This window comes from Pseudomonas sp. GW821-FHT09H03 (assembly GCF_059415945.1).
The window spans coordinates 201,899-227,116 of the sequence record NZ_JBWKOF010000009.1; the positions used below are offsets into that span (position 1 = coordinate 201,899).

General features: G+C 59.3%; 25 protein-coding genes and 2 pseudogenes. 21 read left to right on the top strand and 6 right to left on the bottom strand.

Annotated features, from left to right (window positions below; genetic code table 11):
* Positions 1 to 231 precede the first annotated feature (231 nt).
* The 5 genes from rplU (at position 232) to AC07OG_RS15295 (ending at position 3,991) form a co-directional block, all read left to right on the top strand.
* Positions 232 to 546 carry a 50S ribosomal protein L21 gene (gene rplU / locus AC07OG_RS15275; protein ID WP_007950961.1) on the top strand — a complete coding sequence of 105 codons (315 nt, stop codon included), beginning with the start codon at positions 232 to 234 and terminating at the stop codon, positions 544 to 546.
* Between the two features lie 35 nt (positions 547 to 581).
* On the top strand, positions 582 to 839 hold the full coding sequence (rpmA, locus tag AC07OG_RS15280) for a 50S ribosomal protein L27 (protein WP_003281574.1): 258 nt from the start codon (positions 582 to 584) through the stop codon (positions 837 to 839).
* Positions 840 to 1,034: 195 nt separating this feature from the next.
* Positions 1,035 to 2,258 carry an Obg family GTPase CgtA gene (cgtA, locus tag AC07OG_RS15285; protein WP_060543336.1) on the top strand — a complete coding sequence of 408 codons (1,224 nt, stop codon included), beginning with the start codon at positions 1,035 to 1,037 and terminating at the stop codon, positions 2,256 to 2,258.
* A 137-nt stretch (positions 2,259 to 2,395) separates the two neighbouring features.
* The gene (proB, locus tag AC07OG_RS15290; RefSeq protein WP_060543337.1) at positions 2,396 to 3,514 is read left to right on the top strand and encodes a glutamate 5-kinase; all 1,119 of its coding nucleotides are present in this window, start codon (positions 2,396 to 2,398) and stop codon (positions 3,512 to 3,514) included.
* Between the two features lie 12 nt (positions 3,515 to 3,526).
* Positions 3,527 to 3,991: a CreA family protein gene (locus AC07OG_RS15295; protein ID WP_008022496.1), complete on the top strand. Its 465-nt coding sequence runs from the start codon at positions 3,527 to 3,529 to the stop codon at positions 3,989 to 3,991.
* A 239-nt stretch (positions 3,992 to 4,230) separates the two neighbouring features.
* Here the strand turns inward: AC07OG_RS15295 and rpsT are convergent, their stop codons facing one another.
* On the bottom strand, positions 4,231 to 4,509 hold the full coding sequence (gene rpsT / locus AC07OG_RS15300; RefSeq protein WP_060543338.1) for a 30S ribosomal protein S20: 279 nt from the start codon (positions 4,507 to 4,509) through the stop codon (positions 4,231 to 4,233).
* Between the two features lie 388 nt (positions 4,510 to 4,897).
* Here rpsT and murJ point away from each other — a divergent pair, with 388 nt between their 5' ends.
* The 6 genes from murJ (at position 4,898) to ispH (ending at position 12,487) form a co-directional block, all read left to right on the top strand.
* Positions 4,898 to 6,436 (top strand): murein biosynthesis integral membrane protein MurJ, encoded by a 1,539-nt coding sequence (murJ, locus tag AC07OG_RS15305; protein WP_060543339.1) that lies wholly within the window; start codon positions 4,898 to 4,900, stop codon positions 6,434 to 6,436.
* A 129-nt stretch (positions 6,437 to 6,565) separates the two neighbouring features.
* Entirely contained in the window at positions 6,566 to 7,504 is a 939-nt protein-coding gene (gene ribF / locus AC07OG_RS15310; RefSeq protein WP_060543340.1) for a bifunctional riboflavin kinase/FAD synthetase, read from the top strand.
* A 13-nt stretch (positions 7,505 to 7,517) separates the two neighbouring features.
* Positions 7,518 to 10,349 carry an isoleucine--tRNA ligase gene (gene ileS / locus AC07OG_RS15315; RefSeq protein WP_060543341.1) on the top strand — a complete coding sequence of 944 codons (2,832 nt, stop codon included), beginning with the start codon at positions 7,518 to 7,520 and terminating at the stop codon, positions 10,347 to 10,349.
* The gene (gene lspA, locus AC07OG_RS15320) at positions 10,342 to 10,854 is read left to right on the top strand and encodes a signal peptidase II (protein ID WP_218425732.1); all 513 of its coding nucleotides are present in this window, start codon (positions 10,342 to 10,344) and stop codon (positions 10,852 to 10,854) included. The genes ileS and lspA overlap by 8 nt, the downstream gene beginning before the upstream one ends.
* A gap of 7 nt (positions 10,855 to 10,861) precedes the next feature.
* Positions 10,862 to 11,299: an FKBP-type peptidyl-prolyl cis-trans isomerase gene (fkpB, locus tag AC07OG_RS15325; RefSeq protein ID WP_177336994.1), complete on the top strand. Its 438-nt coding sequence runs from the start codon at positions 10,862 to 10,864 to the stop codon at positions 11,297 to 11,299.
* Positions 11,300 to 11,539: 240 nt separating this feature from the next.
* On the top strand, positions 11,540 to 12,487 hold the full coding sequence (ispH, locus tag AC07OG_RS15330; protein WP_060543344.1) for a 4-hydroxy-3-methylbut-2-enyl diphosphate reductase: 948 nt from the start codon (positions 11,540 to 11,542) through the stop codon (positions 12,485 to 12,487).
* Here the strand turns inward: ispH and AC07OG_RS15335 are convergent.
* A pseudogene (locus tag AC07OG_RS15335) lies at positions 12,456 to 13,014 on the bottom strand (GspH/FimT family pseudopilin). The gene ispH and the pseudogene AC07OG_RS15335 overlap by 32 nt on opposite strands.
* 128 nt (positions 13,015 to 13,142) lie before the next feature.
* On the opposite strand from AC07OG_RS15335, the gene AC07OG_RS15340 reads away from it, so the two are divergent.
* Genes AC07OG_RS15340 through thiO form a run of 7 tightly spaced genes read left to right on the top strand, consistent with a single transcriptional unit; the run spans position 13,143 to position 17,218 of the window.
* Positions 13,143 to 13,616, top strand: a complete 474-nt coding sequence (locus AC07OG_RS15340; protein ID WP_495067398.1) for a GspH/FimT family pseudopilin — start codon at positions 13,143 to 13,145, stop codon at positions 13,614 to 13,616.
* Complete coding sequence (gene pilV, locus AC07OG_RS15345; protein WP_060543347.1) at positions 13,613 to 14,062, top strand: type IV pilus modification protein PilV; 450 nt, start codon at positions 13,613 to 13,615, stop codon at positions 14,060 to 14,062. Before AC07OG_RS15340 ends, pilV begins: the two co-directional genes overlap by 4 nt.
* The gene (locus tag AC07OG_RS15350; RefSeq protein WP_495067399.1) at positions 14,059 to 14,766 is read left to right on the top strand and encodes a prepilin-type N-terminal cleavage/methylation domain-containing protein; all 708 of its coding nucleotides are present in this window, start codon (positions 14,059 to 14,061) and stop codon (positions 14,764 to 14,766) included. Before pilV ends, AC07OG_RS15350 begins: the two co-directional genes overlap by 4 nt.
* A 10-nt stretch (positions 14,767 to 14,776) precedes the next feature.
* The gene (locus AC07OG_RS15355; RefSeq protein ID WP_218425727.1) at positions 14,777 to 15,241 is read left to right on the top strand and encodes a pilus assembly PilX family protein; all 465 of its coding nucleotides are present in this window, start codon (positions 14,777 to 14,779) and stop codon (positions 15,239 to 15,241) included.
* Between the two features lie 34 nt (positions 15,242 to 15,275).
* Positions 15,276 to 15,647, top strand: a complete 372-nt coding sequence (locus tag AC07OG_RS15360; protein WP_256352824.1) for a hypothetical protein — start codon at positions 15,276 to 15,278, stop codon at positions 15,645 to 15,647.
* 14 nt (positions 15,648 to 15,661) lie between these two features.
* Entirely contained in the window at positions 15,662 to 16,063 is a 402-nt protein-coding gene (locus AC07OG_RS15365; RefSeq protein ID WP_060543351.1) for a type IV pilin protein, read from the top strand.
* Positions 16,064 to 16,117: 54 nt separating this feature from the next.
* Entirely contained in the window at positions 16,118 to 17,218 is a 1,101-nt protein-coding gene (gene thiO / locus AC07OG_RS15370) for a glycine oxidase ThiO (RefSeq protein WP_495067400.1), read from the top strand.
* Between the two features lie 83 nt (positions 17,219 to 17,301).
* Here the strand turns inward: thiO and AC07OG_RS15375 are convergent, their stop codons facing one another.
* From AC07OG_RS15375 to AC07OG_RS15390, 4 genes and pseudogenes are all read right to left on the bottom strand, one after another.
* Positions 17,302 to 18,633, bottom strand: coding sequence for a sigma-54-dependent transcriptional regulator (locus tag AC07OG_RS15375; RefSeq protein ID WP_495067401.1), 1,332 nt, complete (start codon positions 18,631 to 18,633; stop codon positions 17,302 to 17,304).
* A gap of 107 nt (positions 18,634 to 18,740) precedes the next feature.
* Positions 18,741 to 18,870: pseudogene (locus tag AC07OG_RS15380) on the bottom strand (histidine kinase dimerization/phospho-acceptor domain-containing protein); the annotation flags it as partial.
* Between the two features lie 5 nt (positions 18,871 to 18,875).
* Positions 18,876 to 19,109, bottom strand: a complete 234-nt coding sequence (locus AC07OG_RS15385; protein WP_060543353.1) for a PP0621 family protein — start codon at positions 19,107 to 19,109, stop codon at positions 18,876 to 18,878.
* A 268-nt stretch (positions 19,110 to 19,377) separates the two neighbouring features.
* Positions 19,378 to 20,400 carry an outer membrane protein assembly factor BamD gene (locus AC07OG_RS15390; protein WP_060543354.1) on the bottom strand — a complete coding sequence of 341 codons (1,023 nt, stop codon included), beginning with the start codon at positions 20,398 to 20,400 and terminating at the stop codon, positions 19,378 to 19,380.
* Between the two features lie 151 nt (positions 20,401 to 20,551).
* On the opposite strand from AC07OG_RS15390, the gene rluD reads away from it, so the two are divergent.
* The 3 genes from rluD to clpB all read left to right on the top strand — a co-directional run bounded on the left by rluD (position 20,552) and on the right by clpB (position 24,931).
* Entirely contained in the window at positions 20,552 to 21,514 is a 963-nt protein-coding gene (rluD, locus tag AC07OG_RS15395; protein ID WP_007990414.1) for a 23S rRNA pseudouridine(1911/1915/1917) synthase RluD, read from the top strand.
* Entirely contained in the window at positions 21,511 to 22,236 is a 726-nt protein-coding gene (pgeF, locus tag AC07OG_RS15400; RefSeq protein ID WP_495067402.1) for a peptidoglycan editing factor PgeF, read from the top strand. Before rluD ends, pgeF begins: the two co-directional genes overlap by 4 nt.
* 130 nt (positions 22,237 to 22,366) lie before the next feature.
* A complete protein-coding gene (clpB, locus tag AC07OG_RS15405) occupies positions 22,367 to 24,931 on the top strand; it encodes an ATP-dependent chaperone ClpB (protein WP_060543356.1) in 2,565 nt (854 codons plus the stop codon).
* Positions 24,932 to 25,218 lie beyond the last annotated feature (287 nt).

Sequence of the window (25,218 nt, forward strand, 5' to 3'; positions counted from 1 at the left end):
GTTGCTCCAGAAGGGTTGCGCGGCATGCTAGGACCCACGCCTGCAGGTGTCAAGGCGCGATGGACGGCCACTTGCAAGGCGCTCGTGCCTTGCGTACAATCGCGCACCCTGAACTTCCTGGGCAGCACCTGCCTTACGCAATTGCAATCGGGCCTTCCAGCCCATGCAGCCATGCCAGCCAATACCTCTTCTTATAAAGAGCTGGGTGAGCAGGATTATCGGAGAAATACCATGTCTTATGCAGTAATCGTTACTGGCGGCAAGCAGTACAAAGTCGCCCCGGGTGAATACCTGAAGATCGAAAAACTGGAAGTCGCTACCGGCGAATCCGTTACCTTTGATCGCGTTCTGTTGGTTGCCAATGGCGACGACGTGAATATCGGCGCTCCAGTTGTTGCTGGCGCTACCGTTGTGGCTGAAGTGATCTCCCAAGGTCGTCACGATAAAGTCCGCATCATCAAGTTCCGTCGTCGTAAGCACCACATGAAGCGTATGGGCCACCGCCAGTGGTACACCGAGATCAAAATCACCGGTATTCAGGCTTAATTACAGCCTAATTCCTCACTAGGAGAATTGAACTCATGGCACACAAAAAAGCTGGTGGTAGTACCCGTAACGGTCGCGACTCAGAAGCCAAACGCCTTGGCGTGAAGATGTATGGCGGCCAGGCTATCAAAGCAGGCAACATCATCGTGCGTCAGCGCGGCACCCAATTCCACGCTGGCTACGGCGTTGGCATGGGTAAAGATCACACCCTCTTCGCTAAAGTCGAAGGCGTGATCAAGTTCGAAGTAAAGGGCGCCTTCGGTCGTCGTTACGTGAGCGTAGTCGCGGCTTAATCGCGCGATCGCTGGAAAAGCCCTGTCTCGCGACGGGGCTTTTTCGTTTGTGGGGTGAGTCTCTTGCAAAGCTGTTTGTATGGGCTGTTGGCGTACGATGTAGGTATCGTGGTTTGGGGTCGCTGCGCTCATTTTTGCAAGAGTCTTATGTCTTGATTGTTTTTCGGCTCGTCCGTATGGCGAGAGGCGTTTGTTATGAAGTTTGTTGATGAAGTATCGATTCGAGTAAAGGCTGGCGACGGTGGCAATGGCGCCATGAGTTTCCGTCGGGAAAAATTTATCGAGAACGGTGGCCCGAACGGCGGTGATGGCGGTGACGGCGGTTCCATCTACATGATGGCCGACGAAAACCTCAACACCCTGGTGGACTACCGTTACACCCGGCACTTCGATGCCGAGCGTGGCTCCAACGGCGGCAGCACTGACTGCACCGGCAAGAAGGGTGAAGACCTGATCCTGCGCGTTCCGGTCGGCACCACGGTGATCGACTCCGCGACTCAGGAAGTTATCGGCGACCTGACCAAGGCCGGTCAGAAGTTGATGGTAGTGCAGGGCGGCTGGCACGGTCTGGGCAACACCCGTTTCAAATCCAGTACCAACCGTGCGCCACGCCAGACCACGCCGGGCAAGCCGGGCGAGCAGCGTGACCTCAAGCTGGAAATGAAGGTGCTGGCGGATGTGGGCCTGCTGGGTTTGCCGAACGCTGGCAAAAGTACCTTTATCCGCTCCGTATCGGCCGCCAAGCCGAAAGTTGCCGACTATCCGTTCACTACTCTGGTGCCAAACCTGGGTGTGGTCAGTGTCGATCGCTGGAAAAGCTTCGTGGTTGCGGACATTCCAGGTCTGATCGAGGGTGCCTCCGATGGCGCTGGTCTGGGCATTCGCTTCCTCAAGCACTTGGCGCGTACCCGTCTGCTGCTACACCTCGTGGACATGGCGCCGCTGGATGATGCCAGCGCACCGGATGCCGCTGAAGTGATCGTCAATGAGCTGATCAAGTTCAGCCCGTCCCTGGCGGAGCGTGATCGCTGGCTGGTCCTGAACAAGTGCGATCAGATCCTTGAAGAAGAGCACGAAGCTCGCGTCAAGGAGATCGTTGATCGCCTGGAGTGGACAGGTCCGGTCTATGTGATTTCGGCCATCTCCAAGCTCGGTACCGAGCGTCTGTGTCACGACATCATGCGTTACATGGAAGATCGTGCTGATCGCCTGGCCGCTGACCCGGCTTACAAGGAAGAGCTGGCCGATCTCGATCAGCGCATCGAAGACGAAGCTCGCGCGCAACTGCAGGCGCTGGATGACAAGCGTGCCCTGCGTCGCAGTGGCGTGAAGTCGGTCCATGACATCGGTGACGATGATTGGGACGAAGAAGATGTGGATGACGAAGACGGTCCGGAAATCATTTACGTGCGTGACTGATTCGTTGCGATAAACTGAAGCGCCGCTCAATCGAGCGGCGTTTTAGTATCTGGAAATCGATTGTTGGTCACGAATAACCACGAATAACGTCACGGGCGGTGCCACGTCGCGCTGCCCTCAAGCTAAGGTTGAAGATGATGCGGAGCAAGGTGACAGGTGCGCAGCGTTGGGTCGTGAAGATCGGCAGCGCTTTGCTGACGGCGGACGGCAAGGGCCTGGATCGCGCGGCAATGGGTGTCTGGGTTGAACAAATGGTGGCCTTGCATGAGGCGGGTGTCGAGCTGGTGCTTGTGTCCTCCGGGGCGGTGGCGGCCGGCATGAGCCGTCTGGGCTGGACCGCTCGACCCAGTGCGATGCACGAGCTTCAGGCCGCTGCAGCTATTGGTCAGATGGGCTTGGTGCAGGCCTGGGAATCGAGCTTTGCCGAGCATGGTCGGCACACTGCGCAGATTCTCCTGACCCACGATGACCTGTCCGACCGCAAGCGCTACCTGAACGCTCGCAGCACCTTGCGCGCGCTGGTTGAGCTGAAAGTGATTCCGGTGATCAACGAGAATGACACTGTGGTCACCGATGAAATCCGTTTCGGCGACAACGATACGCTTGCGGCGCTGGTTGCCAACCTGGTCGAGGCTGACTTGCTGGTGATCCTCACGGATCGTGATGGCATGTTCGATGCTGATCCGCGCAATAACCCGGATGCCCAGCTGATTTACGAAGCGCGTGCCGATGATCCGGCGCTTGATGCGGTGGCGGGTGGTACGGGTGGTGCGCTGGGGCGTGGCGGTATGCAGACCAAGTTGCGTGCTGCGCGTCTGGCAGCCCGTTCCGGTGCGCATACGATCATTGTGGGTGGGCGCCTTGAGCGCGTGCTGGATCGCCTCAAGGCGGGCGAGCGCATCGGCACCCTGCTGTCGCCGGAGCGCGGCATGCTGGCTGCGCGCAAGCAATGGCTGGCCGGGCATCTGCAGACCCGTGGCACCCTGGTGCTGGATGCGGGTGCGGTGACGGCATTGTCCCAAGGTAACAAGAGTTTGTTGCCGGTCGGGGTCAAGCTGGTCCAGGGCAGTTTCCGCCGAGGTGAAATGGTGGTGTGTGTTGCGCCGGACGGTCGGGAAATTGCCCGTGGGCTGGCGAACTACAGTGCGCTGGAAGCGCAAAAAATCATCGGTCAGTCGTCTGAGGCGATAGTCGGCCTGCTGGGCTATATGGCGGAGCCCGAGCTGATTCATCGCGATAACCTGATTCTGGTCTGAAAGGAATATTGAATGCGCGTGGCAAAAGGATTGTTGGGCTTGCTGTTGGCGATGCCTCTGCTGGCCTCCGCTGAGGAGATTGGTCAGGTGTCGACGGTGTTCAAGTTCGTCGGGCCGAATGACCGGATCGTCGTCGAGGCGTTTGATGACCCCAAGGTGGACGGTGTGACTTGCTACCTGTCGCGCGCCAAGACCGGTGGCGTGAAGGGTGGGCTTGGGCTGGCCGAGGATCGTGCCGAGGCGTCCATTGCGTGTCGCCAGGTCGGGCCTATCAGCTTCAAGGGGGAATTGAAGGATGGTGACGAGGTGTTCAAGGAGCGCACGTCGCTGGTCTTCAAGACCATGCAGGTGGTGCGATTCCTCGACAAGAAGCGCAATACACTGGTGTATCTGGTGTACAGCGATCGTTTGATCGAGGGCAGTCCGCAGAATGCGGTGACGGCGATTCCGATTTTGCCGTGGGCGCACGCTCAATAGATTCGCGAAAGTTGAATTGTGAGCTGCTGTGTTATGAGGGGGCTTGTGTGGCGAGGGGGCTTCCCCCCGTTGGGTTGCGAAGCAGCCCCAAGACAGCCCCAAAGTAGGCCTGCTCCGTAGTCCAGCGGGGGCAAGCCCCCTAGCCACAAAAGCCTGCATGCAGAGTTTTTGTGGCTGGCTCCTTAATCGCAGGCAATAAAAAACCGACCCTGAGGTCGGTTTTTTAATGAACGCGTCGCTTAGGCAGCAGCGGCAACGCTCAAGGCCTTAACGTGGCCATTCAGACGGCTCTTATGACGAGCAGCCTTGTTCTTGTGGATGATGCCTTTATCGGCCATACGGTCGATAACTGGCACAGCCAGAACGTAAGCAGCTTGAGCTTTTTCAGCGTCTTTTGCGTCGATGGCCTTAACTACATTCTTGATGTAGGTACGAACCATGGAACGCAGGCTGGCGTTGTGGCTGCGACGCTTCTCAGCCTGTTTTGCACGTTTTTTGGCGGAAGGTGAGTTGGCCACCGTCGAGCTCCTCGAAAGACTTTTTAGGAAATAGCAAACAAAATAGGCCGCGAATCATGCCGATGAGTTGAGGTCTTGTCAAGGGCGGAGGAGACGTTCCGCTAAGTGGTAGGTCCCGACCCCATGAAAACTACTGCGCTCGACAATACTGCGTTGAAAACAGGCTCGGAATGCTCATTGACCGCGGTCAACTCCGCTTTCTCGCCTGTTTTCGCCTTGTCTTGCCTTCGCTCGTGACGTTTTCATGGGGTCGGTGGCCATGGATATTTCTTTCCGGCGTGCGACCTGTAAACTCGCGAGCTTTGGCTCTGTGCTGTTGCGGCGCGGAGTATCGCATAAGTAGGCGCCCAGTTCGCCTGCTGTTTATCGACAGGCACAAACTCTTTCAATGAATCTGCTCAAATCGTTGGCCGCCGTCAGCTCTATCACGATGCTTTCCCGGATTTTGGGGTTTGTTCGTGACACCCTCATTGCGCGCACATTTGGCGCGGGAATGGCGACCGACGCCTTCTTTATCGCCTTCAAATTGCCCAATCTGCTGAGGCGAATCTTCGCTGAAGGGGCATTTTCCCAGGCATTTGTGCCGATTCTGGCCGAATACAAAAGCCAGCAGGGCGATGAGGCCACGCGAACCTTCATTGCCTACGTCTCGGGCCTGCTGACACTGGTGCTGGCGCTGGTCACGGCGCTGGGCATGATCGCCGCACCCTGGGTCATCTGGGTCACAGCGCCGGGATTCACCGACACACCGGAAAAATTCGAACTGACTACCAGTCTGCTGCGGGTGACCTTCCCCTATATCTTGCTGATTTCCCTGTCTTCGCTGGCCGGCGCGATCCTCAACACCTGGAACCGCTTTTCTGTGCCGGCGTTCGTGCCAACCTTGCTCAACGTCAGCATGATCATCTTTGCACTGTTCCTGACGCCTTACTTCGATCCACCGGTAATGGCGCTCGGCTGGGCGGTGTTGGTGGGTGGTCTGGCGCAATTGCTTTATCAGCTGCCGCACCTGAAAAAGATCGGCATGCTGGTATTGCCGCGCCTGAACCTGCGCGATACCGGGGTCTGGCGGGTAATGAAACAGATGTTGCCGGCGATTCTCGGGGTATCGGTGAGCCAGATCTCACTGATCATCAACACGATTTTTGCTTCGTTTCTGGTCGCCGGCTCCGTGTCCTGGATGTATTACGCCGACCGCTTGATGGAATTGCCATCCGGTGTGTTGGGCGTGGCGTTGGGTACGATTCTGCTGCCAACCCTGGCCAAGACCTACGCCAGCAAGGACCGCCATGAGTACTCGCGCATCCTCGACTGGGGCTTGCGCCTGTGCTTTGTATTGGTACTGCCATGCTCGCTGGCCCTGGGGATTCTCGCGGAGCCGCTGACCGTTTCGCTGTTCCAGTACGGCCAGTTCAATGCCTTTGATGCCTCCATGACCCAGCGTGCGTTGATCGCTTATTCCGTCGGTTTGCTCGGGATTATTGTGATCAAGGTGCTGGCCCCAGGCTTTTATGCGCAACAAAACATCCGTACGCCGGTAAAAATTGCGATCTTTACCCTGGTCGTCACCCAGCTGTTCAACCTGATGCTGATCGGCCCGCTGGCCCATGCTGGCCTTGCGCTCGCGATCAGTGCCGGTGCCTGCCTTAACGCGGGGCTGCTGTTCTACCAGCTGCGCAAGCAGCAGATGTACCAGCCGCAACCGGGCTGGGCGAAGTTCGGCCTCAAGCTGCTGGTTGCGGTGGCGGTAATGTCAGCGGTCCTGCTCGGCGCGATGCATTTCATGCCGGCTTGGGACCAAGGGCATATGCTTGAGCGGTTCCTGCGTCTGGGAGCGTTGGTGGCTGCGGGTGTGGTGAGTTATTTCGGCATGTTAGTGTTGATGGGCTTCCGTCTGCGCGACTTCAATCGCAAGGCGCTGAGCTGAGGTTCAGGCCTCGATAAACATGGGCGGGCCGGCGGTTTTGTCGGCTCGATCACTTTGGGTTACGGTGTTGCCTGTCGTCGGCCGCCGGGTGTGGTTATAATCGACCACTTTATGAGCAAGAAGCGCGTTATGCAGCTGGTTCGAGGCCTCCACAATCTGCGCCCCCAGCATCGGGGCTGTGTCGCCACTATTGGCAACTTTGACGGTGTACACCGTGGCCACCAGGCTATCCTGGCGCGGCTGCGTGAGCGTGCGCTCGAGTTGGGCGTGCCCAGTTGCGTGGTGATTTTCGAACCGCAACCGCGCGAGTTTTTTGCCCCGGATACCGCGCCTGCCCGTCTGGCCCGCTTGCGGGACAAGCTGCAGCTGTTGGCTGGCGAAGGTGTCGACCGTGTGCTGTGCCTGGCGTTCAACCAGCGCCTGAGCAAACTCAGCGCCAGCGAATTCGTCGACACCATCCTGGTTGATGGCCTCGGTGTGCAGCACCTGGAGGTCGGTGACGACTTCCGTTTCGGCTGTGATCGCGTGGGGGATTTCGATTTCCTGCAACAGGCCGGCGTACTTCAGGGGTTTACCGTCGAAGCGGCGCAAACCGTCGAGCTCGACGGTATTCGCGTCAGCAGCACCCAGGTCCGCAATGCCCTGGCCGCCGCTGATTTCGCCCTGGCCGAACGCCTGCTGGGGCGGCCGTACCGGATCGCCGGGCGGGTGTTGCATGGGCAGAAGCTCGCACGGCAGTTGGGTACGCCCACCGCCAACATACAACTCAAGCGCCGTCGCGTGCCGTTCACCGGGGTGTACCTGGTCGACGTCGAGATCGACGGTAGGACCTGGCCCGGCGTCGCCAATATTGGCGTGCGGCCCACGGTCCAAGGTGATGGCAAAGCCCACCTCGAAGTGCATCTTTTAGATTTTGCCGGCGATCTGTACGACCGGCGTTTAACGGTGGTTTTCCACCACAAGCTGCGTGAAGAGCAGCGTTTCGCCTCTCTGGAGGCGCTGAAAACGGCGATCAACGCGGATGTCGCCGCCGCCCGTGCACTAGCCGCACCTAGCGCCCATCGCTAATGAAGAGCCTTAAATGACCGACTATAAAGCCACGCTAAACCTTCCGGACACCGCCTTCCCAATGAAGGCCGGCCTGCCACAGCGCGAACCGCAGATTCTGCAGCGCTGGGACAGTATTGGCCTGTACGGAAAGTTGCGCGAGATTGGCAAGGATCGTCCGAAGTTCGTCCTGCACGACGGCCCTCCGTACGCCAACGGCACGATCCACATCGGTCACGCACTGAACAAGATTCTCAAGGACATGATCATCCGCTCGAAGACCCTGTCGGGCTTCGACGCGCCGTATGTTCCGGGCTGGGACTGCCACGGTCTGCCGATCGAGCACAAAGTCGAAGTGACCCACGGCAAGAACCTGGGCGCGGACAAGACCCGCGAGCTGTGCCGGGCGTACGCCACCGAGCAGATCGAAGGGCAGAAATCCGAATTCATCCGTCTGGGCGTGCTGGGTGACTTCGCCAACCCGTACAAGACCATGGACTTCAAGAACGAGGCCGGTGAAATCCGTGCCCTGGCCGAGATCGTCAAGGGCGGTTTCGTGTTCAAGGGCCTCAAGCCGGTGAACTGGTGCTTTGACTGCGGTTCGGCCCTGGCTGAAGCGGAAGTCGAGTACGAGAACAAGAAGTCCTCGACCATCGACGTGGCGTTCCCGATTGCCGACGAAGCCAAACTGGCTGCCGCCTTTGGTCTGCCGACCCTGGGCAAGCCTGCTTCGATCGTGATCTGGACCACCACCCCGTGGACCATCCCGGCCAACCAGGCGCTGAACGTTCACCCGGAGTTCAACTACGCCCTGGTCGACGTTGGCGACAAACTGCTGGTGCTGGCCGAAGAGCTGGTCGAGTCGTGCCTGGCGCGTTATTCGCTGGAAGGCTCGGTGATCGCTACCGCTACCGGTTCGGACCTGGAACTGATCAATTTCCGTCACCCGTTCTACGACCGTCTGTCGCCAGTTTACCTGGCCGATTACGTTGAACTGGGCGCAGGCACTGGCGTGGTTCACTCCGCTCCGGCCTACGGCGTGGACGACTTCGTGACCTGCAAGAAATACGGCATGGTCAACGATGACATCCTCAATCCGGTACAAAGCAACGGCGTGTACGCGACCTCGCTGGAGTTCTTCGGCGGCCAGTTCATCTGGAAGGCCAACCCGGCCATCGTCGACAAGCTGACTGAAGTGGGTGCGCTGCTGCACACCACCATCATCGAACACAGCTACATGCACTGCTGGCGCCACAAGACCCCGCTGATCTACCGCGCCACCGCGCAGTGGTTCATCGGCATGGACAAGCAGCCAACCACGGGCGATACCCTGCGTCAACGCTCGCTCAAGGCTATCGAAGAAACCCAGTTCGTTCCGGCCTGGGGCCAGGCGCGCTTGCACTCGATGATCGCCAACCGTCCTGACTGGTGTATCTCCCGTCAGCGCAACTGGGGTGTGCCGATCCCGTTCTTCCTGAACAAGGAAAGCGGCGAGCTGCACCCACGTACCGTCGAGTTGATGGAAGAAGTTGCCAAGCGTGTCGAAGTCGAAGGCATCGAGGCCTGGTTCAAGCTGGACGCCACCGAGCTGCTGGGCGATGAAGCGCCACAGTACGACAAGATCAGCGATACCCTCGACGTCTGGTTCGACTCGGGTACCACCCACTGGCACGTCCTGCGCGGTTCGCACCCGATGGGCCACGAAAGCGGTCCACGCGCCGACCTGTACCTGGAAGGTTCGGACCAGCACCGTGGCTGGTTCCATTCGTCCCTGCTGACCGGTTGCGCCATCGACAACCACGCGCCGTATCGCGAGCTGCTGACCCACGGTTTTACCGTCGACGAGTCCGGCCGCAAGATGTCCAAATCCCTGGGCAACGTGATCGCACCGCAGAAAGTCAACGACACCCTGGGCGCCGACATCATGCGCCTGTGGGTCGCTTCCACCGACTATTCGGGTGAGATTGCGGTTTCCGAGCAGATCCTGCAACGCAGTGCGGACGCCTACCGGCGTATCCGTAACACCGCGCGTTTCCTGCTCTCCAACCTGACCGGTTTCAACCCGGCCACCGACCTGCTGCCAGCTGAAGAAATGCTCGCGCTGGACCGTTGGGCGGTGGATCGCACCCTGTTGCTGCAACGCGAGTTGCAGGAGCACTACGGCGAATACCGTTTCTGGAACGTCTACTCGAAGATCCACAACTTCTGCGTGCAGGAGCTGGGTGGTTTCTACCTGGACATCATCAAGGATCGCCAGTACACCACCGGCGCCGACAGCAAGGCCCGTCGTTCGTGCCAGACCGCGCTGTTCCACATCAGCGAAGCGCTGGTGCGCTGGATCGCGCCGATCCTGGCGTTCACCGCCGACGAGCTGTGGCAGTACCTGCCGGGCGAGCGTAACGAGTCGGTCATGCTCAACACCTGGTACGAAGGCCTGACCGAGCTGCCGGAAGGCTTCGAGCTGGGTCGCGCCTACTGGGACCGGATCATGGAAGTGAAGGTTGCAGTCAACAAAGAAATGGAAATCCAGCGCGCGGCCAAGGCCGTCGGTGGCAACCTGCAAGCCGAAGTGACGCTGTTCGCCGAAGACGATCTGAGCGCCGACCTGGCCAAGCTGAGCAACGAGTTGCGCTTCGTTCTGATCACCTCGACCGCCAGCGTTGCACCATTGGTGCAAGCGCCGGCCGAAGCGGTGGCCACCGAAGTCAGTGGCCTCAAGCTGCAGATCGTCAAATCGGCCTTCGCCAAGTGCGCCCGTTGCTGGCACTGCCGTGAAGACGTCGGCGTGAATCCGGAGCATCCGGAAATCTGCGGCCGTTGCGTCGACAACATCAGCGGCGCCGGCGAGGTTCGTCACTATGCCTAATGCCGTTGGCCGTTTTGGACGGCTGAGCTGGCTCTGGTTGAGTTTGCTGGTACTGGTCATCGACCAGGCCAGCAAGTTCTACTTCGAAGACAGGCTCGAAATGTTCCAGCAGATCGTGATCATCCCTGATTACTTCAGCTGGACCCTGGCCTACAACACCGGCGCAGCATTCAGCTTCCTGGCCGACAGCTCCGGCTGGCAGCGCTGGCTGTTTGCACTGATCGCCATAGGCGTGAGCGCAGTGCTGGTGGTATGGCTCAAGCGTCTGGGGCGCAACGAGACCTGGCTGGCGGTAGCGCTGGCACTGGTGCTGGGTGGCGCGCTGGGCAATCTGTATGACCGCATTGCCTTGGGCCATGTGATCGATTTCATTCTGGTGCATTGGCAGAATCGCTGGTATTTCCCCGCGTTCAACTTTGCCGACAGTGCAATCACTGTAGGTGCCGTCATGCTGGCACTGGATATGTTCAAAAGTAAAAAGACCGGAGAAACCGTTCATGACTGAACAGGTATTGGCTGAACAACGTATTGGCCAGAACACGGAAGTCACCTTGCATTTCGCATTGCGCCTGGAAAACGGCGACACGGTGGACAGCACCTTCGACAAAGCCCCGGCGACCTTCAAGGTCGGCGATGGCAGCCTGTTGCCAGGTTTCGAAGTGGCGCTGTTCGGTTTCAAGGCCGGTGACAAGCGCACGCTGAACATCGAGCCGGAGAATGCCTTCGGCCAGCCTAACCCGCAAAACGTACAGATCATTCCACGTTCGCAGTTCCAGGACATGGAATTGTCGCCAGGCCTGCTGGTGATCTTCAACGATGCGGCCAATACTGAATTGCCGGGCGTGGTAAAAGAGTTCGATGACGCGCAAGTGACTGTCGACTTCAACCATCCGCTTTCGGGCAAAACACTGACCTTTGACGTGGAAATCATCTCCGTCAAAGCGCTGTAACTGATCGAATACGGTCAAATGTGGGAGCGGGCTTGTGTGGCGAGGGGGCTTGCCCCCGCTGGGGTGCGAAGCGCCCCTAAATACCGGGTGCCACAGTATCGAGTGAAAATTTAGTACTCGGTTTACGATTGCTGCGCAATCGAGCGAGGTGGTGCGGCATTCCGACAAGCCCCCTCGCCACAACAAGCTCGCTCCCACAGTGGTTTTTATTTTTTTCGCGCGCAAGACACGAGGCACAGCATGCAAATCAAACTCGCCAACCCCCGTGGCTTCTGCGCCGGTGTGGACCGTGCGATCGAAATCGTCAACCGCGCCCTGGAGGTCTTCGGACCGCCGATCTATGTGCGTCACGAAGTGGTCCATAACAAGTTCGTCGTAGAAGACCTGCGCTCCCGTGGCGCGATCTTCGTCGAGGAGCTGGATCAGGTGCCGGACGACGTCATCGTGATCTTCAGTGCCCACGGTGTTTCCCAGGCGGTGCGCAGCGAAGCAGCCGGCCGTGGCCTGAAGGTGTTCGACGCAACGTGTCCGCTGGTGACCAAGGTGCATATCGAGGTTGCGCGCTACAGCCGTGACGGCCGTGAATGCATTCTGATCGGCCACGCCGGTCACCCGGAAGTCGAAGGCACCATGGGGCAGTATGACGCCAGCAATGGTGGTGCAATCTATCTGGTCGAAGACGAGAAGGATGTCGCCAACCTGCAGGTAAACAACCCGGAGAAACTTGCATTCGTGACCCAGACCACCTTGTCCATGGACGATACCAGCCGCGTCATTGACGCACTGCGTACGCGTTTCCCGGCCATTGGTGGTCCGCGCAAGGACGACATTTGCTACGCCACGCAGAACCGTCAGGACGCGGTCAAGCAACTGGCGGACGAGTGTGATGTGGTGTTGGTGGTCGGCAGCCCGAACAGTTCCAACTCCAATCGCCTGCGCGAACTGGCCGAACGCATGGCTACGCCTGCCTACCTGATCGACGGTGCGGAGGACCTGCAGCAGAGCTGGTTCGACGGAGTCGAGCGCATCGGCATCACCGCTGGCGCATCAGCGCCGGAGGTTCTGGTGCGCGGGGTGATCCAGCAGTTGCAGGCCTGGGGCGCTACCGGTGCCGACGAACTGGCTGGGCGCGAGGAGAACATCACCTTTTCCATGCCTAAAGAGTTACGCGTTCGTACGCTGCTCTAAGGCTTTGTCCCTCCCGCGCATAACGGCTGTTCTGCCTTGTCGTTGCGCAGGCTGACGCGGCCGCTTGGGGCCAGTACTACCTGATACTGACTCAGCGGTTCGCGTGCAGCGCAAATGTGCAAAGTCCCCGCTTGAAAACCGCCGCCGGTAAACCGCGGCACGCCCGCCCCGTTGAACCGTACGTAACTTTTGACCGGCCTGTTGCCGGCAATGGGGACTTGTGCCGCACTCTGGCGTTCGCTCAGCAGCGGATTGTCGCGGTCCGTATGCCCCTTGCCGCTAATATCCAGAATCATCCGCCAACCTTGGCCCCAGTCGTCGTTGATAGCGTGAATCACAACTGCCTGGTTGCGCACAACCGCTTCGGTTCTGGCGGTGCGTATGCCACTGAACAGGGACTGCGCAGCCTGTTCCCGGTAGCTCGACGCCGTGAGGGTGGCGTATGCCGGGCTGACCAGAAGCAGAACAATTCCGACAATTGTCAGTCCCATGAGCAGTTCGATCAGGCTGAATCCTCGTTGATGCATGACATCTGCCTCCCTGGCGTGCCTTGGCCTGCGCGATCCTTGCGCAAGCAATGAGAAAACCCGACTTCCACCCGCCCATTATTTTGGCGAGCAACTGCAGGTATAGCCGAAGGTAACCGAGGGCAACGATGGATCTTCGTACAAAGGGTTTCACACTGATCGAGTTGCTGATCGCGCTCGCGATCCTGTCGATCATGATCACCCTGGCAGCCCCGGCGTTCAGTCGATCAGCGCAGATCGCCCGAGCGGATACCGAAATCGGCGATCTGCAACGAGGCCTGAATTTCGCCCGTATCGAGGCGATCAATCGCGGCACCACGACGCGGGTTCGTCCGACGTTCAGTCGCGGCGTCTGGAGCGGCGAGCTGACGATTTATGAAGCTAGCGGCACCTTGGTCAATGTGTTGCGGGTTGTTCCGGTGATGAGCAGCGGTGCAACGCTGACGCTAACCTCAGGAGTGACCGAGATCGATTTCAACAATCTGGGCGGGCTGTCTTCATCGTCCAGGGCGGTGGTGATCAGCTATGTATTGGGGACACAAAGCAGGACGTTGAGTGTGTGTTTGAACGGACGAATCGAATTGGCTGGAAGTTGCGGATGAAAGCATGGAGCAAGCGTACACAGGAAGGAATGACGCTGATTGAAGTACTGGTTGCGTTGGTGATCCTGGGAGTCGGGTTGCTGGGTGCGGCGGCGTTTCAGCTCAATGCGTTGAAATACACCGACAGCTCGCGCATGACCAGCCAGGCCAGTTTTATCGCCTACGACATGCTGGACCGCATTCGTGCCAACTCCACCGCTGACTACACGGTTAATCCACCCAGCTCGGGCAATCCGGGTGTGGCCCGGGACCAGGATCTGTACGACTTCAATTCCAATATCGTGAATTTCGGCGGCCCCAGTGCCACGGGCAGCATCACCCTCAGCCAGCGGGTGTACACCATCACCATTGAGTGGGACGACTCGCGGGCAGCCAATGCGGCCGATTCGCGACGCAGTTATGTCTTGTCCAGCCGCACTGCCGTTGACCCGGTGGCGGCGCCATGAACCGTCACAACCAAGGCTTCGGCCTCATCGAGTTGCTGATTGCCCTGGCACTGAGCCTGGTCGTGGTGCTGGGCGTTGTGCAGGTGTTTATTGCGGCCAAAAACACTTATCTCAGCCAGAACGCTGCCGCCGAGATGCAGGAAGACGCGCGTTTTGTGCTGAGCAAAATGATTCAGGAGATCCGCATGGTCGGCATGTTCGGCTGCCTGGGGGCGATTACCGATGCTAGCGAGGAAGGTAACTTCAATGCCAGCCAGGCGACGCCGATCAGGTGGGATAACGCCAGCCAGACGCTGACCCTGGTGACCGCGGATGTTGGCAACCAGGGCGGGAAGCCGACCTGGACCGTTATATCCGACTGTTTGAACAGTGCGACGGCCTACAGTAACGCGCGGGCACCTGGATCGGGACAGCTGGCGTTTCCGGTCCGGCGGCTGGTTTACAGTTTCAGCAACAATCAATTGATGATGGGTATCGGGACGGAATCGCCGCAGGTATTGGTGAACAACGTCAGTGCTTTGAGCGTGAGCTTCGGTGTCGCCAGTTCCAATACTGACCTGGCCGCATCCAGTTACAGCGAAAATCCGTCGGATCCCGCGCGAATACGCAGCGTTCGCCTTGCGCTGACGCTTTTCGATCCGAACCAACGGGTGAGCAGCCAAACCTTCAACGTGGTTGCCGCGTTGCGCAACCGGTTGCCATGAGGGGAGATGCATGACAAGGAATCCCCAGCGGGGCATGGCCCTTCTGGTCAGCCTGGTATTTCTGCTGATGTTGACGCTTATCGGTATCTCATCCATGCAGAACGCTACCCTGCAGGAAAAAATGGCCGGCAGCGTGGCTCTGCGCAACCATTCATTTCAGGGCGCTGAAGCGGCATTGCGGGTAGGCGAAAGTACGGTGCAACGGGACAGCTATTCGTTACCTGTTTGCAGTGGCGCCAGTCACTGCGCGCCGCCCGCGGAGTCGGCGACTATCACCGCTGGCGGCCACAATCCTGGCTCGGGGGTGACCTGGGTCGCTACCGGAACAGGCTTTTACGCAGTGCAAAACCTGGGTGCCACCCGGACTGCGGTGAATGTGCCGATCAACACCCCGGCAACCTTGTACCGCGTCACGGCGGTGGGCATCGCGGGCAATTCGCGCAGCGTGGTAGAGAGTATATATGCGAAGTATTGAACGCCGGGCCGGGGGCTTGTCAGGATTGTGCGCAATGGTTCTGGGGCTATGCCTGTCGCCTGCGGCCTATGCGCTTGCGCCGCCAGAAGAGCCCGCCCTGGACCGCAATCGCTGCCTGGCGGGTGGTTACTGGTACGGCTTCTATCGGGACAAATCATTGCTGACGCCCATCTGCCTGAAGCTGCCTGCTGCTATCAGCGGTAAGATACTCGACAGCAATGGAGATGGGGTTGTCGATAACATCGACGCGATTTCCAGCGGGGTGGTCTACATCGGCGATAATCCGCCCCGCAGCGACACCGACGATGGTATGCCAGCAGTCGGACACGAGGCTGATGGCGATATTCCGCCATCGGGGGATGATTCCGGCGGCAGCCGTCGCATCATGTGGCGACAAATACAGTAAGTGAGAGTTGAGGCATGCATAGATTCAACCGCGGTTTTACCCTGATCGAAATCATGATCGTGATTGCGATCATCGGGATTGTCATGACCATAGCCGCCCCGAGCTTCACCGAGTACCTGAACAAGGGCCGCCGGACAGAAGTAGCCGGCCTGCTTTCGGAACAGGCGCAGATCCTCGAGCGCAACTACTCGAGCAAGAATGTCTACACCGATACCCCAGGTCTCAGCGCCGGCAACGACTATTACACGATTACCCAGACGTTGACCGACCAGACGTTCCTGCTCACAGCCGTGCGCAAGCCGGGCACTGGCATGGCCGAAGACAAGTGCGGTGATTTCACCCTGGCCAACACGGGAGTCCGTGGCATGGTCAACGCAAAGGATGGCCTGACCACCAAGGACTGCTGGGGGCGCTGAATTTTTTTCGGGCGCCATTTGCGCCCTCTGTCTACTTAACGGTTGGATCAGAATATGACCAGGCAACAGCAAGTGGTGATTGTCGGCGGCGGGGTGATCGGTTTGCTCACGGCATACAATCTCGCGTCCGAAGTGAAGAGCGTTGTGCTGCTGGATCGTTCGAACGTCGGTCAGGAGTCTTCATGGGCCGGTGGCGGCATCGTCTCGCCGCTTTACCCGTGGCGCTACAGCCCGGCGGTCACCGCACTGGCGCACTGGTCCCAGGACTTTTATCCACAGCTGGGTGAGCGGCTGTTCGCCGCGACCGGGGTTGATCCCGAAGTGCATACCACGGGTCTGTACTGGCTGGATCTGGACGACGAGGCCGAGGCGCTGGCCTGGGCGCTTCGGGAAAACCGTCCATTGCGGACCGTGGATCTGTCGGCGGTGCATGACGCCGTGCCGGTGCTGGGCAGTGGTTTTTCCCGGGCGATCCATATGGCCGATGTGGCCAACGTGCGCAATCCGCGCCTGGTGAAATCCCTCAAGGCGGCATTGCTCGCGTTGCCCAACGTGACGATTCATGAGCAGTGCGAAGTCAGCGGGTTCATTCGTGATGGCGATACCGTCGTTGGCGTGCAGACAACGGCAGGCGTTATCCGCGGTGATCAAGTCGTGTTGACCGCGGGTGCCTGGAGCGGCGATTTGCTCAAAACTCTCGATCTCTCATTGCCGGTCGAGCCGGTCAAGGGGCAGATGATTCTCTACAAGTGTGCGGCGGACTTCCTGCCCAGCATGGTCCTGGCAAAGGGCCGTTATGCGATCCCTCGTCGCGACGGACACATCCTGATCGGCAGTACCCTGGAGCATGAAGGCTTCGACAAGACGCCGACCGAGTCCGCCCTGGAAAGCCTCAAGGCTTCTGCGGTGGAGTTGATACCGGCACTGGCCGACGCCGAAGTGGTCGGGCATTGGGCCGGGTTGCGGCCAGGATCACCAGAAGGCATTCCTTACATCGGCAGGGTGCCAGGGTTTGACGGGCTCTGGCTCAATTGCGGGCATTATCGCAACGGTCTGGTGCTGGCACCGGCCTCGTGCCAATTGTTTGCCGACGTGATGCTGGGCAGGGCGCCGATCATTGATCCGGCGGCGTATGCGCCGGCCGGGCGGATCTGAAGCCGGATCAAAAGATTGTCCGAGCGCGGCCCGAGCCTGCGGCAGTTCCTGAAAGGGGGCGCAGGCTGTGATCTTTTTTGGGGTCAATCCAGTCCCAGTTTCTTCAACCTGTAACGCATCGACCGAAACGACACACTCAATCGCTGCGCAGCCGCCGTACGGTTCCAGCGGGTCTCCTCCAGTGCCTGGAGGAGGAGTTGGCGTTCGACGTTTTCCAGATAGGTCTGCAGATTGTCGATCTGCGTCAGGTCCGGGATGCCACCCTCGGCTGTGCAGTTACCTTCGGCGAGACGCAAGTCGCCGGCTTCTATCAGCTGGTTCTCGCACAGCGTATGGGCCCGTTCGAGCATGTTTTCCAGTTCCCGCACATTGCCCGGAAAGCGATAGCTTTTCAGCGCGGCGAGGGCTTGCGGGTGGAGTTTGGCGGCGGGCTGCGCGGTCGTGGTGGCCAGGCGTTTGAGCATGCAGCTTGCCAGCGCTTCAATGTCATCGCGGCGCTCGCGCAAAGGCGGGACCCGTAGCTCAATCACGTTCAGGCGGTAGTAGAGATCTTGTCGAAAGCGGCCGGCGGCGACCTCGGCGTCGAGGTCTTTATGGGTGGCGCAAAGGATGCGTACATCGACCACGGTTTCCTGTTGCCCGCCGACGCTGCGCACCGATTTTTCCGCAATGGCGCGCAGCAGTTTGACCTGCATCGCCAGCGGCAAGTCGGCCACCTCGTCGAGAAGCAGGGTGCCGCCATGAGCCGCCTGGAACAGGCCGGGCTTGTCCTCGATGGCGCCGCTGAAACTGCCTTTGCGATGGCCGAAAAACTCGCTTTCCATCAAATCCGCCGGAATGGCCCCGCAATTGATCGCAATGAACGGTTGTTTGGCGCGCAGGCCTTGATCATGAATCAGGCGCGCCACCAACTCCTTGCCGCTACCGGATTCGCCGCTGATGTACACCGGTGCCTGGCTGCGAGCCAGCTTGGCGATGTGCTTGCGCAGAGTGCGCATGGGCGCCGAGTCGCCCAGCAGGCGCCGATTGATGGCTGTGGGAGGATTGGGAAGCAAGAGAGTAGCGCTGATGAGTTCTCGCAGGCGAGTGAGGTCTACCGGTTTGGTCAGGAAATCGAAAGCACCGGCCTTGAGTGCGTTGATTGCGGTATCGAGGCTGCCGTAAGCGGTGATCATGGCCACCGGTAATTGTGGGTGGCGTTGCTGAATATGTTGCACCAGCGCAAGGCCGGTGCCATCCGGCAGGTGCATGTCGGTCAGGCACAGGTCGAAATTCACCCGTCTCAGAAGACTCAGCGCCTCGGTCAGGTTGCGGGCGCTGAATGTCTCGAGTTTCATCCGTCCCAGGGTTATTTCCAGGAGTTCGCGAATGTCCGGCTCGTCGTCGACGACCAGAACCTTTTGTCGGGCGCTCATGTTCAACTTTGGTTCCATCCGTGGGCAAAGGTGATGAGAAAACAGGCGCCATCCTGGCGCGGTTCGAAGGCTGGGGGAGACCGGTTGCTTGCGCAAGGCTCATGGAGCAGTTGCAGGATGTCTTCGATTACCCGATTCATGCGCTGAGGTGGTCTTGAATAATCTGCGTCAGACGTCGATCTGCGCCTTCAGTTCCTCCCCCTCGCGCAATAGCTGTGCGCAGTGACTGATAGTCGTGGGGATCAGCGGTTGCTGGAGCCTGGGCCCTGTTCCAGATGCGCCTGGCTGCAGTACCACTGTTGTTCGAGACTCAATGCGCGATCCCGGGGCAGATGCACTCCGCAATGGGCGCAACGGACCATGGGGGCCGCGTCCCGCTCGGCTGGGGACCTGGGGGCCGAATTCTGACCCTTGAACTTGCGCCAGAACCATACCGCAGCGGCAATCAGGGCGATCCAGAACAATAAACGAAGCATGGTGAGCTGCTTTTTGAATGATGATGCGGCAGTTTAGCCAAGGACGTGCCGGGCGCACAGCCTAATAAGATGCTGAAATAAAAAGGGAGGGGCAGGGGGGAATGCCGAGCAGGTAGGAGCAATACTTGAGGGAGTGAACTTTTGTGGCGAGGGGGCTTGCCCCTGCTGGGTCGCGAAGCGGCCCGAAAAAACAGGACTGCTGCGAAGTCCAGCGGGGGCAAGCCCCCTCACCACAAAGGCTCGCTCCTACAGGATACGTTTCGAAATATCAGTCGAACACGCCAAAGGTCATGTAGCTGAACCACGAACGGTCCTCGTTGTTGCCTTCGGCTTCCTGATTTTCTTCCTCGATCACTTCGCCATTGCTGTCTTTAGGCTTGAGTTCGCTCGGGATCGCGTCCTTGGCGTCCTGGTACTGCCTCTGCACGTCCTGGTTGGCGCGGGTTTCTCCCGGTGGCAGCGGCGGACGGGATTCGATCAGGCCCAGGGTCGCCTTGCTCATCCATGAACGGTTGTCGGCTTCGGCCACCGACGGAACGAACTGGCCGTCCTCCAGGCTTGGGTGATCCGGGTAGTTGAGCTTCAGGGTTTCCAGGCTGGTCGCGGCCAGGTCATCCAGGTGCAGACGCTGGTAAGCCTCGGTCATGACCGCCAGGCCGTCACCGACCGATGGGGTTTCCTGGAAGTTTTCCACGACATAACGACCACGGTTCGCCGCGGCGACATAGGCCTGACGGGTCAGGTAGTAGTCGGCAACGTGAATTTCGTAGGCGGCCAGCAGGTTGCGCAGGTAGATCATGCGCTGCTTGGCGTCCGGCGCGTAGCGGCTGTTCGGGAAGCGGCTGGTCAGCTGGGCGAACTCGTTGTAGGAGTCGCGGGCGGCGCCCGGGTCACGCTTGGTCATGTCCAGCGGCAGGAAACGCGCCAGCAGGCCGACGTCCTGGTCGAAAGACGTCAGACCCTTGAGGTAGTACGCGTAATCCACGTTCGGATGCTGTGGGTGCAGGCGAATGAAACGCTCCGCAGCGGACTTGGCAGCCTCTGGCTCAGTGTTCTTGTAGTTGGCGTAGATCAGTTCGAGTTGAGCCTGGTCAGCATAACGACCGAACGGATAGCGCGACTCCAGAGCCTTCAGCTTGGTGATGGCACTGGTGTAGCTACTATTGTCCAGGTCGGCTTGAGCCTGTTGGTACAGCTCGACTTCACTGAGGTTTTCGTCTACGACTTCCTTCGATGAGCAAGCAGCGGTCAATGCGAGGATGGCGATCAGCAGCAGGTGTTTCACTTGCATGGCGGCTTGCGTCCCTATGACGGCCGCTGTCTTGGGCGAGGCCGTCCTGTTATGATGAGCGCCCCGTTGAATAGCCTCGGGGCAAAAGACGCCGTATTTAACCACAAGCGCGCAGCCGAAACCAAAGGCTGTGCCGACGCCTAGTCTGAGCATGTCCGATAAAATTGAACTTCGCGCAGAGGTGCCGTCCGAATTGGGCGGCCAACGCCTCGATCAAGTCGCCGCACAATTATTCGCTGAGCACTCGCGCTCGCGCCTTTCCGCCTGGATCAAAGACGGCCGCCTGACTGTGGATGGGGCGGTTATCCGCCCGCGAGACATCGTTCACGGTGGTGCCATCCTTGAGTTGACTGCCGAGCAGGAAGCTCAGGGCGAATGGGTCGCTCAAGATATTGCCCTGGACATCGTCTACGAAGACGACGACATCCTGGTGATCAACAAGCCCGCGGGCCTGGTGGTGCATCCGGCTGCCGGTCACGCCGATGGCACCTTGCTCAATGCCCTGCTGCACCACGTGCCGGACATCATCAACGTGCCCCGCGCCGGTATCGTGCATCGCCTGGACAAGGACACCACCGGTCTGATGGTGGTGGCCAAGACCATTCAGGCGCAGACGCAGCTTGTCACTCAATTGCAGAGCCGTAGTGTCAGCCGGATCTACGAGTGCATAGTGATTGGTGTGGTCACCGCTGGCGGCAAGATCAACGCGCCAATCGGTCGTCACGGCCAGCAACGTCAGCGCATGGCAGTCATGGAAGGCGGCAAGCAAGCCGTCAGCCACTACCGCGTGCTCGAACGTTTCCGCTCCCACACTCACGTGCGGGTGAAGCTGGAAACCGGTCGTACCCACCAGATTCGCGTGCACATGGCGCACATCAACTACCCGTTGGTCGGAGATCCTGCCTACGGCGGTCGTTTCCGTATCCCGCCGGCAGCCAACCCAACCATGGTCGAGTCGCTGAAAAATTTCCCGCGTCAGGCGCTGCATGCGCGTTTCCTGGAACTGGATCATCCGACCACCGGCAAGCGCATGAGCTGGGAATCACCGTTGCCGGAAGATTTCGTCTGGTTGCTGACCCTGCTCAAGCAAGATCGTGAGGCGTTCATCGGATGAGTGACTGGCTGATTCCCGACTGGCCCGCGCCGGCCGGGGTAAAAGCCTGTGTCACCACCCGGGCGGGCGGCGTCAGTCTGGCGCCGTTCGACAGCCTCAATCTAGGCGATCATGTCGACGACAGCCCTGAAGCTGTGGCCGAGAATCGCCGTCGTCTGACCGATCATTTCGCCATTCAACCGGCCTGGCTGCAGCAGGTCCACGGCATTGTCGTGGCCCATGCCGATCCAGGCCGAGTGGTTGCGGCCGACGCCAGTTGGACCGCAACGCCAGGCATCGCCTGTGCGGCCATGACCGCCGATTGCCTGCCTGCGCTGTTCTGCGACCGTGCCGGTACTCGCGTCGCGGCAGCTCATGCCGGTTGGCGCGGGCTGGCTGCAGGGGTGCTGGAAGCCACCCTCGACAGCCTGGCCGTGCCTCCTGCCGAAGTAATGGTCTGGCTCGGCCCGGCCATTGGACCGCAAGCCTTTGAAGTCGGCCCGGAGGTGCGCGAGACCTTCGTCGAGCAGTTACCGCAGGCTGCTGAAGCTTTTGTGCCCAGTCCCAACGCCGGCAAGTTCATGGCTGACATCTATATGCTCGCGCGTCTGCGCCTGGCGGCTCGCGGTGTAACCGCTGTTTACGGTGGCGGTTTCTGCACCGTGACCGATCCTCGCTTCTTTTCCTATCGCCGCGCCCCTCGCACTGGCCGATTCGCCTCCTTGATCTGGCTCGAACGCTAGACTCAGTTGATCTACATCAACGTCACGACGCTTGAAACTCCCGGAATCGACCGCATCTATTGTGGTATCTGGCAGGTTTCTCCATTCAGGACGTTTTATAGGTCCGGCCTGCTCAAAAGGAAGGTGACCCATGCGTATAGACCGTTTAACCAGCAAATTGCAGTTAGCGTTGTCCGATGCCCAATCTCTGGCCGTCGGTCTCGATCACCCGGCCATAGAGCCGGCGCACTTGATGCAAGCCCTGCTCGAGCAACAGGGCGGCTCGATCAAGCCCCTGCTGATGCAGGTGGGCTTCGACGTCAACAGCCTGCGTAAAGAGCTGACCAAAGAGCTCGACCAGCTACCGAAAATCCAGAATCCGACCGGCGACGTCAACATGTCGCAGGATCTGGCGCGCCTGCTCAACCAGGCCGATCGCCTGGCTCAGCAAAAGGGCGACCAGTTCATCTCCAGTGAGTTGGTGCTGCTCGCCGCTATGGACGAGAACAGCAAGCTTGGCAAGCTGTTGCTCGGCCAGGGCGTGAGCAAGAAAGCCCTGGAAAACGCGATCAACAACCTGCGTGGTGGCGAGGCCGTCAATGACCCCAACCACGAAGAGTCCCGGCAGGCCCTGGATAAGTACACCGTCGACCTGACCAAGCGCGCCGAAGATGGCAAGCTCGATCCGGTGATCGGTCGCGACGACGAAATTCGCCGGACCATCCAAGTGCTGCAACGCCGCACCAAGAACAACCCGGTGCTGATCGGGGAACCGGGCGTCGGTAAAACTGCCATTGCCGAAGGCCTGGCACAGCGCATCATTAATGGTGAAGTGCCGGACGGCCTCAAGGGCAAGCGCCTGTTGTCCCTGGACATGGGGGCATTGATTGCCGGTGCCAAGTATCGCGGTGAGTTCGAGGAGCGCCTCAAATCCCTGCTCAATGAGCTGTCGAAGCAGGAAGGGCAGATCATCCTGTTCATCGACGAACTGCACACCATGGTCGGCGCCGGTAAAGGTGAAGGCTCGATGGATGCGGGCAACATGCTCAAGCCGGCATTGGCCCGCGGTGAGCTGCACTGCGTCGGTGCCACTACGCTCAACGAGTACCGCCAATATATAGAGAAGGATGCCGCCCTTGAGCGTCGCTTCCAGAAAGTGCTGGTGGACGAGCCGAGCGAAGAAGACACCATCGCCATTCTGCGTGGGCTCAAAGAGCGCTACGAAGTTCACCACAAGGTGGCGATCACCGACGGCGCAATCATCGCGGCGGCCAAGCTCAGTCATCGCTATATCACTGACCGGCAGTTGCCGGACAAGGCCATCGACTTGATCGACGAGGCCGCCAGCCGCATCCGTATGGAAATCGATTCCAAGCCGGAAGTGCTGGATCGTCTGGAGCGCCGCCTGATTCAACTGAAGGTGGAATCCCAGGCGCTGAAGAAAGAAAGTGACGATGCGGCGAAGAAGCGCCTGGAAAAATTGCAGGAAGAAATCGCACGTCTAGAGCGTGAGTACTCGGATCTCGAAGAAATCTGGAACTCGGAAAAAGCCGAAGTACAGGGTTCTGCGCAGATCCAGCAGAAAATCGAGCAGTCCCGTCAGGAGCTGGAAGCGGCCCGCCGCAAAGGCGACCTGAATCGCATGGCGGAGTTGCAGTACGGGGTGATCCCGGACCTGGAACGCAGCCTGCAAATGGTCGACCAGCATGGCAAGCCCGAAAACCAGCTGCTGCGTAGCAAGGTGACTGAAGAAGAGATCGCCGAAGTCGTGTCGAAGTGGACCGGTATTCCGGTGTCGAAAATGCTCGAAGGCGAGCGCGACAAACTGATGAAGATGGAAAGCCTGTTGCACCAGCGTGTAATAGGCCAGGAAGAGGCGGTGGTTGCGGTTTCCAACGCGGTGCGACGCTCTCGTGCCGGGTTGTCCGACCCTAATCGCCCGAGCGGCTCGTTCATGTTCCTCGGCCCGACCGGTGTGGGTAAAACCGAGCTGTGCAAGGCGTTGGCCGAGTTCCTGTTCGATACTGAAGAGGCGATGGTTCGCATCGACATGTCCGAGTTCATGGAGAAACACTCCGTGGCCCGCTTGATTGGTGCGCCACCGGGGTACGTTGGCTATGAAGAGGGCGGTTACCTGACCGAGGCCGTACGTCGCAAGCCGTATTCGGTGATCCTCATGGACGAAGTCGAGAAGGCGCACCCGGATGTATTCAACATCCTCCTGCAAGTACTGGAAGACGGGCGCCTGACTGACAGTCATGGCCGCACGGTGGATTTCAAGAACACCGTGATTGTCATGACCTCCAACTTGGGCTCGGTGCAGATCCAGGAACTGGTGGGTGATCGCGAAGCTCAGCGTGCGGCGGTAATGGACGCGATTTCTTCGCACTTCCGGCCGGAGTTCATCAACCGGGTCGACGAAGTGGTGATCTTCGAGCCGTTGGCCCGTGATCAGATCGCCGGTATTACCGAGATCCAGTTGGGTCGTCTGCGCAGTCGTCTGACCGAACGCGAGCTGAAGCTGGAGTTGAGCCCTGAGGCCATGGATAAGCTGATCGCGGTAGGTTACGACCCGGTGTATGGCGCACGGCCGCTCAAACGAGCGATCCAGCGCTGGATCGAGAACCCGCTGGCACAACTGATTCTGTCCGGTCGATTCCTGCCGGGCGACACAGCCAAAGGGGTTGTGGAGAACGACGAAATCGTCTTCGTCTGATCCACGACGGCAACAAAATCGAAAAGGCCTCGCATTGCGAGGCCTTTTTTTCGTTAGGCTGTTGAACTCAAAGGAAAAGGCTTGTAAAGTGCGCCCCGCAGTAAGTCACCCGCCAGGGTTTCCGCTCCCCAAGCAGGAATCCAAAATAAGTTGCAAATCATTAACTTGAAAGCAATTTAGGGGGTTGACAGAGGTTCTGAAGATTGTAGAATAGCGCGCCTCAGACACACGAACGCAGCGATGCAAACGGGTCGAAGAGAACGCAGTAAAGCTTCAAAGTTGTAAAT